The sequence below is a fragment of the Acidobacteriota bacterium genome, assembly GCA_016703965.1.
GTDB lineage: Bacteria > Acidobacteriota > Blastocatellia > Pyrinomonadales > Pyrinomonadaceae > OLB17.
Window position 1 is genome coordinate 2081435 of the sequence record JADJBB010000021.1, and the last position, 11876, is coordinate 2093310.

10 protein-coding genes and 1 pseudogene are annotated in these 11876 nt (G+C 53.4%); 7 read left to right on the forward strand and 4 right to left on the reverse strand.

Going from position 1 to position 11876, the window contains the following annotated elements:
* The first annotated feature begins 87 nt into the window (after window positions 1–87).
* The 3 genes from IPG22_16250 to IPG22_16260 all read left to right on the forward strand — a co-directional run bounded on the left by IPG22_16250 (window position 88) and on the right by IPG22_16260 (window position 3228).
* Window positions 88–414 (forward strand): hypothetical protein, encoded by a 327-nt coding sequence (locus tag IPG22_16250; GenBank protein MBK6589841.1) that lies wholly within the window; start codon window positions 88–90, stop codon window positions 412–414.
* Between the two features lie 54 nt (window positions 415–468).
* Window positions 469–2697 (forward strand): nitric-oxide reductase large subunit, encoded by a 2229-nt coding sequence (locus IPG22_16255; GenBank protein MBK6589842.1) that lies wholly within the window; start codon window positions 469–471, stop codon window positions 2695–2697.
* A gap of 69 nt (window positions 2698–2766) precedes the next feature.
* Window positions 2767–3228 (forward strand): group III truncated hemoglobin, encoded by a 462-nt coding sequence (locus IPG22_16260; protein ID MBK6589843.1) that lies wholly within the window; start codon window positions 2767–2769, stop codon window positions 3226–3228.
* Here IPG22_16260 and IPG22_16265 read toward each other — a convergent pair.
* The 4 genes from IPG22_16265 to IPG22_16280 form a co-directional block, all read right to left on the reverse strand.
* The gene (locus IPG22_16265; GenBank protein ID MBK6589844.1) at window positions 3161–3808 is read right to left on the reverse strand and encodes a Crp/Fnr family transcriptional regulator; all 648 of its coding nucleotides are present in this window, start codon (window positions 3806–3808) and stop codon (window positions 3161–3163) included. The two genes, IPG22_16260 and IPG22_16265, sit on opposite strands and share 68 nt — an antisense overlap.
* A gap of 6 nt (window positions 3809–3814) precedes the next feature.
* Entirely contained in the window at window positions 3815–4372 is a 558-nt protein-coding gene (locus IPG22_16270) for a YdeI/OmpD-associated family protein (protein MBK6589845.1), read from the reverse strand.
* An 18-nt stretch (window positions 4373–4390) separates the two neighbouring features.
* Window positions 4391–5095, reverse strand: coding sequence for a tetratricopeptide repeat protein (locus IPG22_16275; protein MBK6589846.1), 705 nt, complete (start codon window positions 5093–5095; stop codon window positions 4391–4393).
* A 131-nt stretch (window positions 5096–5226) separates the two neighbouring features.
* Complete coding sequence (locus IPG22_16280) at window positions 5227–5868, reverse strand: SOS response-associated peptidase family protein (GenBank protein MBK6589847.1); 642 nt, start codon at window positions 5866–5868, stop codon at window positions 5227–5229.
* A gap of 219 nt (window positions 5869–6087) precedes the next feature.
* Between IPG22_16280 and IPG22_16285 the strand changes: the two genes are divergently transcribed.
* The 4 genes and pseudogenes from IPG22_16285 to IPG22_16300 all read left to right on the forward strand — a co-directional run bounded on the left by IPG22_16285 (window position 6088) and on the right by IPG22_16300 (window position 11872).
* Entirely contained in the window at window positions 6088–7815 is a 1728-nt protein-coding gene (locus tag IPG22_16285; GenBank protein ID MBK6589848.1) for a M20/M25/M40 family metallo-hydrolase, read from the forward strand.
* Window positions 7816–7922: 107 nt separating this feature from the next.
* Complete coding sequence (locus IPG22_16290; GenBank protein MBK6589849.1) at window positions 7923–8279, forward strand: hypothetical protein; 357 nt, start codon at window positions 7923–7925, stop codon at window positions 8277–8279.
* Window positions 8280–8846: 567 nt separating this feature from the next.
* Window positions 8847–11269 (forward strand): annotated as a pseudogene (lon, locus tag IPG22_16295) (endopeptidase La).
* 21 nt (window positions 11270–11290) lie between these two features.
* The gene (locus IPG22_16300; GenBank protein ID MBK6589850.1) at window positions 11291–11872 is read left to right on the forward strand and encodes a YihA family ribosome biogenesis GTP-binding protein; all 582 of its coding nucleotides are present in this window, start codon (window positions 11291–11293) and stop codon (window positions 11870–11872) included.
* Window positions 11873–11876 lie beyond the last annotated feature (4 nt).

Consider the following 11876-nt stretch of genomic DNA (forward strand, 5'->3'; position numbering starts at 1 on the left):
ATCAACAAATAAAAATAGCACTTATGATTGAAATCATTTTTTCCACGCCGCTCCGCTGATAGCTTTGTTTGTAGAAAAGGAGTAAGAATGAACAACATACAACTGATCAAAGAGTTTCAGGAGGCGGATGATCCTGCGGAGGACAAGAAATTGACTGAACTGTACAACGGGCCGTTTCGCCGTATTGTCGAAGTTCGGCTCAATAATAGTGCTGTTCTCTCGAGGCACAATGCCGCCGAGCCCATAACTGTTTTTTGCATTTCGGGAACCGGAACGTTCTTTGCCGGCGAAGAACTGGACGAGTCAATCGCAATGCAGACCGGAACACTGATAACCCTGGAGCCTGGCGTTGTACACGAGGTCCGGGCCGAGCCCGCACTCCACTTGATCGTCAGCAAATTCAAGAGTGCGTGAAATTACATTTGGTAAGCAATAGTCAGCGACGATTGGTCGCGAGGAGACAATGAGATGAAGAGGCTTTGGTTGATACTTGGAGCGGTATTTGTTTTTTCATTCGCAATTTTGGGATGGGTCGGAACGGAGATATTCAGGCAGGCCCCGCCGATCCCTAAAGAGGTTGTAACCACTGACGGCTCGCAGTTAATAGCGCCTGAACAGGTTTCGAATGGCCAAAACGTTTGGCAGGCGATGGGCGGAATGCAGGTTGGGTCGATCTGGGGGCACGGCTCTTACGTCGCTCCTGATTGGACGGCCGATTATTTGCATCGCGAGTCGGTATTTATCCTGAATACGTGGTCGAACGCGGAATTCGGAGGCAGTTACGACAGCCTCGCTAGCGAAAAGCAGGCTTCGCTGCGTCAGCGGCTGCAGGATCTGATGCGGAAAAATACCTACGACGAAGCGATCGGCCGCATCACCGTCGATCCGCTTCGAGCTAAGGCATTCGAGGAGAATCTTAAACATTACTCGGACGTTTTCGCCAACGGAAACAAGGATTACGCAATACAGCGAAACGCGCAGTCCGATCCCGCGAAGTTGCGAGATCTGACATCCTTCTTCTTCTGGACCGCGTGGGCATCTGCGGCGAATCGTCCGAACAACACGATCTCTTACACCAGTAATTTCCCGTCAGAGCCGCTCGTCGGAAACGTGCCGACGAGTTCTGCGATCGTGTGGACAGGGGTGAGCGTGATCATGCTGATCGCGGGCATCGGAGCTATGGTCTGGTTCTACGCGGGCTGGCGAAAGGAAGGCGACGCGTCGATGCCGCCGGATTCGGATCCGCTCATTGGTGAGACCTTGACGCCCTCGCAAAAAGCGACCGTCAAGTACTTTTTCGTCGTCTCGCTCCTTTTTCTCTTGCAGATCGTGATGGGAATAATCACGGCTCACTACGGCGTCGAGGGCGGTGGATTTTATGGAATTCCGTTGCAGGATTATTTGCCATACGTCGTGACGCGCACGTGGCACACGCAGCTCGGAATATTCTGGATCGCGACCGCATGGCTTGCAGCCGGACTATTTATCGCACCGTACATTTGCGGCTATGAGCCGAAAAAACAGAAGCTCGGTGTTGATCTTTTGTTCGGAGCTTTGCTCATAGTTGTTCTCGGTTCGATGGGCGGGCAATGGATGAGCGTCATGCACAAGCTCGGCAATGGCGATCTCTGGTTCTGGTTCGGCCATCAGGGCTACGAATACGTCGACCTCGGCCGTGTGTGGCAGGCCGCTCTATTTGTTGGGCTTCTGTTGTGGCTGGTTCTCGTTGGCAGGTCAGCGATCGCGGGACTCAACAAAGCAGGGAATAACAAATCACTCGTGTTGCTCTACCTCGGCACGACGGCTGGCATCGCCTTGTTTTACGCACCGGGATTATTCTGGGGAATGAGGTCAAATCTAACCGTCGTCGAATATTGGCGCTGGTGGGTCGTTCACCTCTGGGTCGAAGGCTTTTTCGAGGTTTTTGCGACGGTCGTGATCGCGTTCTTGTTTGCCCGGCTTAAAGTTATCAATGCCGAGCACGCCGCGCAGGCATCCCTATTATCCGGAGCAATCTATCTAAGCGGCGGCATCATCGGCACGATGCATCACTTGTATTTCTCCGGCACGCCGACGATCGCATTGGCATTCGGATCGGTATTCAGTGCACTCGAGATCGTACCGCTGGTATTCGTTGGCTACGAAGCCTTCGACAACATTCGTCACTCGAAAAAGAAGCCATGGCTCGCACAGTACAAATGGGTCGTGTATTTCTTTGTTGCAGTGGCGTTTTGGAATCTGGTCGGTGCCGGCATCTTCGGATTTATGATCAATCCGCCGATCGCTCTCTATTACATGCAGGGACTGAACACGACCGCAACTCACGCTCATGGAGCACTTTACGGTGTTTACGGAACGCTGGGCCTGGCACTTCTATTGTTCTGCATGCGTGCAATTGAGCCGGAGCGTAAATGGAATACAAAGCTGCTCAGCTTTGCATTCTGGGCGATCAATATCGGAATGCTGATGGAGATATTGCTCAGCCTGCTGCCGATCGGCTTGCTGCAGACTTACCAATCGGTTTCGGTCGGTTATTGGTCGGCACGCAGTCCTGAATTCATGCAGACGGCATTACTCCAAAACCTGCGATGGATGAGGCTCTTTGGCGACTCGGTTTTTGCTCTCGGAGCATTGGCTTTTGTTTGGTTTGCATTAAAGTTGATGCTTACCAAAGGCGAACGAACCGAACTTCCATAGGGTAAAACGTTGAAAATAGTGCGGCTCGTCACAAAACGGGCCGCATTTTCACAATACTATTAATTCGCCATGAAAACAGATATTCAAAACCGCGAGGATATCGATGCCCTGATGAAAATGTTCTATTCGCGGGCGATCAAAGACGATGTCATCGGCTACATTTTTACGGACGTTGCCAGACTCGACCTTGACCGCCACCTTCCGATCATCGGAGATTTTTGGGAAACCATCGTTTTTCACACCGGCGATTATCAGCGTCATGGCCGCCATCCTTTGCTGGTTCATGGTGAACTTACTGAGAAAACGCCCCTTTTACCCGAACATTTTACACGCTGGCTTGAGATCTTTACCGAAACGGTCGACGGTACATTTTCAGGCGAGAGGGCGGATTTTATTAAGGTCAGAGCTAGAGCGATCGCGGACAGGATGCTGCACTACGTGGGCGAGATCAACGAGCGGCTAGCTATCCCTCGAGATAATCCTGCAGAGGTCGACGCTCTTCGACGACGATCTTGCCATGAGAGATCGTAACAACTCCTTTATCAGCAAGTTTGCGGATCGAACGGATCGTAGTTTCGGTCGTGAGCCCGGCCATTCGGGCGATATCCTGACGGCGATGCGTTATTCGAACCGGGCCGTCACCGCATTCTTTGAGGGCGAGTTTAAGCAAAATGCTCGCCACGCGATGTTCAGGCGAAGCGGTAGCGAGATTGTGGATAGTCGCCGTTTTTTCCCGCAGCATTCCGCACATCCAATCGATCACCGTAAAGGAGAATTCGCTCGAGGTCCGCAGCGTATTGAGAAAATCATTGCGGGCGATCAGCAGCAGGCGGGATTCTTCCATAGCGATGGCGGTCGCGGGATATTTACCTCCATCAAAGACCGGCGGCACGGCGAACATCTCGCCCTCCTGAAAAACTCCGATGATCACTTCCTTGCCCGGTTCGAGAAAGTGGATCATCTTTACCCGCCCTGATAAAACAATAGGCAGAAAAGCGGCATCGTCGCCGCCCGCGAAGACTTCTTCGTCCACGCCAAACGTCCTGACCCGCCCGCATTTGTGCAGCAAGTGCGACAGGTCGGAACTGATCGATGAGAGAAGTGGTTTCATTGGTCGTTATCTTAGACGGCGATGATCCTCGCTCGCGCTTATCGTAGCGGCGAGACGTGATATCCGCGTTTTTTCCTGTTTCGCGTCCATTATATGATGGATCATTATCTTTTGATACGACGGTGCCTGCGAAGTGAAAAACGCCCAAGCCTTCTTGTTATTGCGGAACTGCTTTTCAAATTCTGACGAAAGCTCACTCGCTTCTTTTTCATAAGAATAGATCGCCGACCTCTTTTCAGTTCGCTTTTCGAAAGCCGCGATGCCGGCAGGCTTCATCACCCCGGCATTTGTAAGCTCTTCGACCTTTCGAATATTCACCCCACTCCAAATACTGCCCGCTTTTCGCGGTGTGAATCTGATCGAATAGCTTTCGTCATCGATGCGCCTTCGCACGCCGTCGATCCAGCCGAAGCAGAGAGCCTGATCGACCGATTCGGGCCATGTCATGTTTGGTTTTCCGCTGCCGACCTTGTTAAATCTGACCAGAAGCTCGGTCTCAGTCTCGTGGTTCTTTTCGAGCCACTCACGGAATGGGTTTTGGTTAGGGAAAAATTTTGGAAGCATTCGTAATGATAGCAAACATTACAAAAGCTTCGACTTGGCTTCCAGTTCGGCGGCCTTTTGTTCGTCGGCTTCGGCGAGTGGGATCTTTTTAAGGAGGCGGTAGGCGGCGGCGCGATTCTTGTAGGCCTCCGCGAATTTGGCGTCGATCGCGATCGCTGCTGTCAGATCAGCGACGGCTGCGTCGAGATCTTTCAGCAGCAGCCGTATCTTTCCGCGATTCGCTAAAGCCTTTGCGTGCTGTGGATTAAGCTCGATGACCTTGCTGAAGTCGGCTTCGGCACCCGTGAGGTCGCCTTTGTCGCGGCGGGCCGTTCCACGATTGTAATACGCCGACGTGCTCGACGATGCGAGGCCGATCGCCCGCGTGTAATCGGTGATGGCGGCGTCGGTATTTCCTTTCAATTTGTAAACAACGCCGCGATTGAGATACGCACTCGCTAGATCCGGATCGATCCTAAGAGCAGCCGTTAGATCCTTGATCGCTCCGTCGAGGTCGCCCTTGTTCTTGCGTACGATGGCACGGTTAACGTAAGCGTCGGTGTCGTCGGGAGCGAGTTCCAGAGCCTTAGTATAATCCTCGATCGCCCCGTCCGGGTCACCATCTTTCTGCCGGTCGACCGCCCGATTAAAATAAGCGTCCGCCGTCATCTGTGCCGAAGCCTGCGTGGCAAAAATTCCCACAGAGAACATCGCGAAAACGAAAAGAAAAATAGAATATCTCATTCCTTACCCCTCATATCACGATAAAAAGACCGATTCAGACGCATCTTTCGGATAAATTGGCGTTTAGCCGGTACGATAAACCGGTGAGGTTGCTCCGCTGGCTGGATCGAGAGATCTTTTTATGATCGTTCTCAGTACTTGTGATTCTCTTCCGGGTAGAGTTTTTCGAGGGGGTCGGGGAGTTGGTCGGATTCCATTTGGCCTTGGTAGGGGCGGAGGAGTTCTTCGTCGCCTTCGGTTAGCCAGAGGTTTTGTTCGTCGAGGTTGGTGAAGATTACGGGCATGGCTTTTTCGTGGATCGGGCGCATGAAATCGTTCGGTTCGGTGGTGAATACCGTGAACGAATACCGCGTCTGGCCGTTCTCGAAATAGCGGCTCCAGAGGCCGGCGAGGGCATACGGTGTTCGGCCTTTTACAAAGATCTCGACGGGCGGCAGGCCTTTGCCCTTGATGGGCCATTCATAGAAACTGTCGACCGGGAACAGGCATCGCTGGCCTTTCTTGAGCAACGCGGGCCAGAGTTTTTTCTCGTGCATCGTCTCGACGCGGGCGTTGAAGGTCGGATATTTTGCCTCGAATTTGCCCGCACCGTCCCACTGGCACCACCAGCGGGCTTCGAGCGTTTTGATCAGCCCGTCACCGCGGCGGGCGACGATGAACGCCGGCTCGGTCGGCCGCAGATTTCGCCGCTCGACAAATTCGTCGGGCGTTTCCCAATAAGAAATGTACTTCTCATACCGGCTGACGTGGACCTGTGAAGCTCTTCCGCACATATTTCGATTGTATCAGAAGAATTTCCGGGTGTACCGAATGTGAATTCGCGAAAAAGTGCGGTCTTCTAAAGAATCGACTCGGAATTCGCGAAACTTTTTCGTCGATGTTAGTGTATTATTCATTCACACTTTCAATTTCGGCAGGGTAGCCGGGAAATTTTATCAGGAGAATCTTTAGGGGAAGACGGGAAGGCTGCGGCTTTGCCGGGCTGTTTGATTATGAAGAAATACAGATCGTTACATATCGCGGCAGTGGTTTTATTGCTGCAGTCTTTTGTGATGCCGGCGGCAATGCTGGCGCAGGATGCTAAACGGGACGAGGTTTACGCCGCGATCCGCAAAGAGGGAATGGAGAATTCGAAAATAATGAACACGATGCATTATTTTACCGATCTCTACGGCCCGCGTTTGACCGGTTCGCCAAATCACGTGAACGCCGCGAAATGGGCGGCCCGCGAAATGAAATCGTGGGGCTTTGATTTTGCGGATCTCGAGGCGTGGGACTTCGGGCATCCGGGTTGGGTCAATGACCGCAACACCGGCGTCATGCTCAAGCCCGTTGCCGACACGCTGACATTCGAAGTGCTCGCGTGGACGCCTTCGACCAAAGGCCCTGTCACGGCAGAGGCTGTAAGCATGGTCCTTCCGTCATTCCCGGCAGCGGCGAATCCGCGTATCATGCAGAATCCGACCCAAGAAGAGCTGACGGCTTATTTTGACAAGGTAAAAGGCGACATCGCCGGTAAAATCGTGCTCGTTGGAACACAAACTTTCATCGACCAGTCGACGCCGCAGGCACCAAAACGTGTCGACGACGCCGTTCTCAAATGCCGTATGGACCCGACCAAAACTCCGGCTGATTGTGCCGCCCTCGGCGGCGGAGCAGGCGGACCTGGCGGCGGGCCTCGCGGCGGCGGTCCGGGCGGACCGGGCGGCGGCGGACAGGTCACACCGCGTCCGAATGCTCTGACCGGAGCTCAGATCAGCGACCAGCTCGATAAATTCCTGCTCGACAACAAAGTTCTGGTTCGCGTCAATGAATCACAGCTCGATCGCGGCCTCGTTCGTGCATTCAATAACCGCACGTTCGACGTTACCAAGGTCGTCCCGACGGTCGTCATGCGTACCGAAGATTTCGGCCGCATCTATCGCCTCATCCAGCACAAAACGCCTGTCACGCTCGAATTCGACCTTCGCAGCCACACCGTGCCCGATGGCGTCACAAGCTACAACGTAGTCGGCGAGATCTGGGGTTCGGACAAAAAGGACGAAGTCATCATGCTCGGCGGCCACCTCGATTCGTGGCACTCGGCAACCGGTGCGACCGACAACGCGGTCGGCTGCGCAACGATGATGGAAGCCGCACGCATTCTGAAAGCCATCGGCGTCAAACCTCGCCGCACGATCCGCGTCGCCTGCTGGGGCGGTGAAGAACAGGGACTGCTCGGCTCGGCCGCGTACGTCAAACGCCACTTCGGCACGTTTGAAAATCCGACGCCCGAATACGCCAAGTTCGGCGGTTATTTCAACATCGACAGCGGAACCGGTAAGGCTCGGGCACTTAATGTTTTCGGCCCGGCCGAAACAGCGACTGTCCTGCGCGATGCTCTGGCACCGTTCCCCGATCTCGGCTTCGCCGGCGTCAACACGACCAAGAGCCGTGCGACCGGTGGAACAGACAGCACGTCGTTCAATTTTGCGGGCTTACCCGGAATCGGTACTCAGCAGGACCCGATCGAGTACTTTGCGGGCACATGGCACACGAATATCGATACCTACGAACGCATAATCGAGGCCGATGTGAAAGCATCGTCGATCATCTTCGCAGCGGCTGTTTATACGCTTGCGATGCGTGACGGCCTGCTGCCGAGATTCTCGGCCGCCGAAATGCCGCCGCCGCCAACCCCGGCTCCGACACCAACGCCCGCGGCATCGCCGAGGCCGTAACCCTTGACCGCAAGTGCAGCGTGCCTGGCTGATCCCAGGACAGGCACGCTGCACTTTGCAAAACAATTAATTCGGCTGTATTTTTGCCGTGTTTTCTAATTGTAAAAATGAAGTACAAGATCGCCACAACAGTTGAACCCGACTTTGTCCGTGTCACTGCAACCGGCGAATATGCGTTCGAAGACCTGCCCGGATTTATCTCTGAACTCAGAAACATCGCCCTCGCCAACGCTCAAAGCAAACTCCTCATCGACTGCCGCCAGCTCGACATCGACATGACCGAAGCCGAACGCTTCGCCGGCGGCCAGCGTGTCGCCGAGATCTTTCGCTCAAAGATCAAAGCCGCCCTCGTCATGCCCCCCGGACAAGTCACCAAACTAGGCGAACTAGCCGCCGTCAACCGAGGCGCCCGATTCCTCGTCACCACCTCAGAATCTGAGGCCCTCAAATGGCTCGCCGGCTGACTCCGCGCCACCAGATATTTTCACTGGATTCCGATCTTATCCCCATCTCGCTGCCCATTGAGAAAGATCCGACGGCGAACGGCAAATGAGCTGCTTCAGCAGCGACGCGCCAGGAAATTTGCCGGTTCAGAGGCCAAAAACACCTTTGACCAATCAAGAAAATAACTCTACCAATCTCGCACTTTTCATGTACCAATGTGCCCAAAGTACTCTACCAATCCCAATAAACACGGGCACCTCGCGGTGATGGGCGGGAAATTGGCGTTATTTGGAAAATTTCGATTTGTGACACGAAAAATTTCGCCGGATCCGGCGCCCGAAAAGGCGCCCTTTCGGGCGCTCGTGGCTGACCGATCTTGGATCAGGGAAGCCGGATCTTCTTTTTCCGGAATTTGTAAAAACCAGCCCCTAATCGCTCTTTACTAGAAACATAAATTGACGGTAAAAAATATTCCTGATCGATGCGATTCGCTATTGCTTTTACGGCTTGGTTTTGCGTAAATATAGTTAATCCAATAAGTTCAAAAAATCAGAGCCGTTTTCTGCGAAGAGATTTTCCCTTTAAATATGCAAGAATTTACAGACCAGATGCCTTCGGACATTGAGCGTTTTCCGATGGTTCCTATTCGAGATGTAGTCATTTTTCCGTACACAAAAGTCGCCTTCAAGATCGGCCGGCCCTCGTCCGTAATGGCGTTAGAGCAAGCAATGACGGGCGAACGGCAGATCTTCCTGGCTACCCAGCACGACGCCACGGTCGACGAACCGGCCGCCGATCAGATCTATCAGGTCGGAACTCTGGGCCGCATCCTCCAGGCCCAACGTCAGGACAACGGTCAGATCAAAGTTGTCGTGGAAGGCCGTGAAAGAGGGCGTTCGGTGCGTGTCGAGCAGGGCTCGGACGGAATGTTCTACGCCCACGTCCGCCGCATCGGAGCGACCGACGAATCGGGCTATCGGACCGATGGTCTGCTTCAGAAGATTCACTCGCTGGTCGAGCAATTCCTGAGGGTCTCGCCGGATGCTTATACCGATGCTCTTCATGCCAGTTTGAGGGGCGTTTCGGCGGCGCAGATCGCGGATTCGATGTCGTCGCATTTGCGGATCGGGGTCAATGAAAAGCAGGAGTTGCTCGAGACCGTTTCGGTCGCCGAACGCCTGCAAAAGCTGGTCGAAGTGCTCGAAGCCGAGATCGAAAAACGCCAGCTCGACCGCAACATCCATTCCCGTACCAAGAAACAGATGGACAAGCATCAGCGGGAATATTATCTCAACGAACAGATCAAAGCCATCCACAAAGAACTGGGCCGAAAAGACGATAAAGCCGAGCTGGAAGAGTTAAAGAAAAGATAGTTGAAGCCGGTATGACCGAGGAGGCAACCGACAAGGCAATGCAGGAATTCGGCCGCCTCGAATCGATGCCGCCGATGTCCGCCGAGGGAACGGTCGCGAGGACTTATTTGGACTGGCTCATCAACGTGCCGTGGCAGCAGCGTTCCGAGGAGATCGAGGAGCTAAGTGAAGCAGAAAAGACGCTTAACGAAGACCATTACGGGCTTGAAAAGATCAAGGAACGGATCCTGGAATTCCTCGCAGTTCGTCAGCTTGTAAAGAATCCGAAAGGGACGATCCTATGCTTCGTCGGGCCTCCGGGAGTCGGTAAAACCTCGCTTGGAAAATCGATAGCCAACGCGACGGGCCGGAAATTTGTGCGACTGGCACTGGGCGGAGTTCATGACGAGGCCGAGATCCGCGGGCATCGGCGCACGTATATCGGCTCAATGCCGGGGCAGATCGTCCAGTTAATGAAACGTGCAGGAACCACGAACCCTGTTATCCTTCTTGACGAGGTCGACAAGCTCGGACGCGATTATCGCGGCGACCCGAGCGCAGCGTTGCTCGAGGTCTTGGATCCGGAGCAGAACAGCACGTTCCGCGACCATTATCTTGACGTTGACTATGACCTTTCGCACGTATTTTTTATCGCTACGGCCAATGTTTTGCACACGATTCCACCTGCTTTGCAGGACAGGCTTGAGATTTTGAATCTTTCCGGCTACACCGAGCGTGAAAAGCTTGAAATAGCGAAGCAGCATCTGATCGACAAGCAATGTGAGAACAGCGGAATCGATGCGGAACGGGTTGTGTTTACAGACGATGGGATCATTGAAACCATCAGGCATTACACCCGCGAAGCCGGGGTCCGAAACCTTGAGCGCGAGATCGGCTCGTGCCTTAGGAAGATCGCCCGGAAGTTTGTCGGTTCAGATGACAAAGAAAATTTCCGGGTTGTAGTCAATGCTGAAATGGTACAGCAACTTCTCGGTGTTATCCGGTATCGCAAGCAGGATATTGCTCGCAAGAGCGAGATCGGGTTGGTGAATGGACTGGCGTGGACAGAGGTTGGCGGCGATGTTTTACAGATCGAGGCGACGCTTGTTAAGGGAAAAGGTGACGTTACTTTGACAGGGAAACTCGGTGAAGTAATGCAGGAATCGGCAAAAGCTGCATTGACGTGCATTCGAACGCGGGCGGACGAATTGGGAATCGATTCCGCAATATTTCGCGAGAAAGATCTGCACATTCACGTTCCCGAAGGTGCGATACCAAAGGATGGGCCGAGCGCAGGTATCACGATCGCAACTGCAATGGTTTCGGTAATGACAGGGAAGGCGGCTCGCCACGATGTTGCAATGACCGGCGAAATTACGCTTCGCGGCAAGGTATTACCGATTGGGGGCGTTAAAGAAAAGCTGCTCGCGGCACATCGATTTGGGTTGAAAACTATTATCCTTTCAAAGGAAAACGAGAAAGACCTGGTCGATATCCCTGACGAAGTACGTGATGATCTGACGATCCACGCGGTAGAGTATATAGACGAAGTTTTGGGTCTTGCTCTCGAAGATGGCGGTCGCGAAATAAAGCTCGAGACGCCGGTCGTATGGAGTTCTGATTCCGCGGCTACGGAGATATCCGCGACCGTTGAATAGATTGGATCCCCGGGAAACTCGATGAAGATCACATCTGCCGATTTTGTTAAGAGCGCGTTTGAAAAGCGCCATTGGATCATTGACGGCAGACGGGAGATCGCCTTCTTGGGGCGTTCGAATGTGGGAAAATCGTCCCTGATTAACTCGTTGCTTTTGCGCAAAGGCCTGGCTCGTACTTCAAATACGCCGGGGCGGACACAGAGCATTAACTTCTTTCTGATAAACGACAGCTTCTATTTTGCTGACCTGCCGGGCTACGGCTACGCGAAGGTCTCAAAAACAATGCGTGCGGACTGGGGGAAAATGGCTGAAGAGTACCTGGGTGAACGGGAAGAATTAGCACTGTGTATCCAACTTGTGGATTCAAGGCACAAGCCATCAGATCTGGATATTCAACTTAACGAATGGCTTGAGTTCAATGGTAAGCCGCATCTAATTGTCGCGACAAAGTCGGACAAGACATCGGCGAACGAGCTTAGAAAATCGTTGAAAGAAGCGGAAAAGGTCCTGCCGGGTGCCAAGATATTGAGTTATTCGGCCCAAACGGGGCGCGGACGCGACCAGGTTTGGGCGGAAATTAACGCGGCGATAAATAATTATTAAACCT

Bases quoted from the DNA above. Each gene is read 5' to 3' on its own strand.
- IPG22_16265 (MBK6589844.1), bottom strand. From the start codon at position 3,808: ATGAAACCACTTCTCTCATCGATCAGTTCCGACCTGTCGCACTTGCTG.
- IPG22_16280 (MBK6589847.1), bottom strand. From the start codon at position 5,868: ATGTGCGGAAGAGCTTCACAGGTCCACGTCAGCCGGTATGAGAAGTAC.
- IPG22_16250 (MBK6589841.1), top strand. From the start codon at position 88: ATGAACAACATACAACTGATCAAAGAGTTTCAGGAGGCGGATGATCCT.
- IPG22_16300 (MBK6589850.1), top strand. From the start codon at position 11,291: ATGAAGATCACATCTGCCGATTTTGTTAAGAGCGCGTTTGAAAAGCGC.
- IPG22_16270 (MBK6589845.1), bottom strand. From the start codon at position 4,372: ATGCTTCCAAAATTTTTCCCTAACCAAAACCCATTCCGTGAGTGGCTC.
- IPG22_16290 (MBK6589849.1), top strand. From the start codon at position 7,923: ATGAAGTACAAGATCGCCACAACAGTTGAACCCGACTTTGTCCGTGTC.
- IPG22_16255 (MBK6589842.1), top strand. From the start codon at position 469: ATGAAGAGGCTTTGGTTGATACTTGGAGCGGTATTTGTTTTTTCATTC.
- IPG22_16275 (MBK6589846.1), bottom strand. From the start codon at position 5,095: ATGAGATATTCTATTTTTCTTTTCGTTTTCGCGATGTTCTCTGTGGGA.
- IPG22_16285 (MBK6589848.1), top strand. From the start codon at position 6,088: ATGAAGAAATACAGATCGTTACATATCGCGGCAGTGGTTTTATTGCTG.
- IPG22_16260 (MBK6589843.1), top strand. From the start codon at position 2,767: ATGAAAACAGATATTCAAAACCGCGAGGATATCGATGCCCTGATGAAA.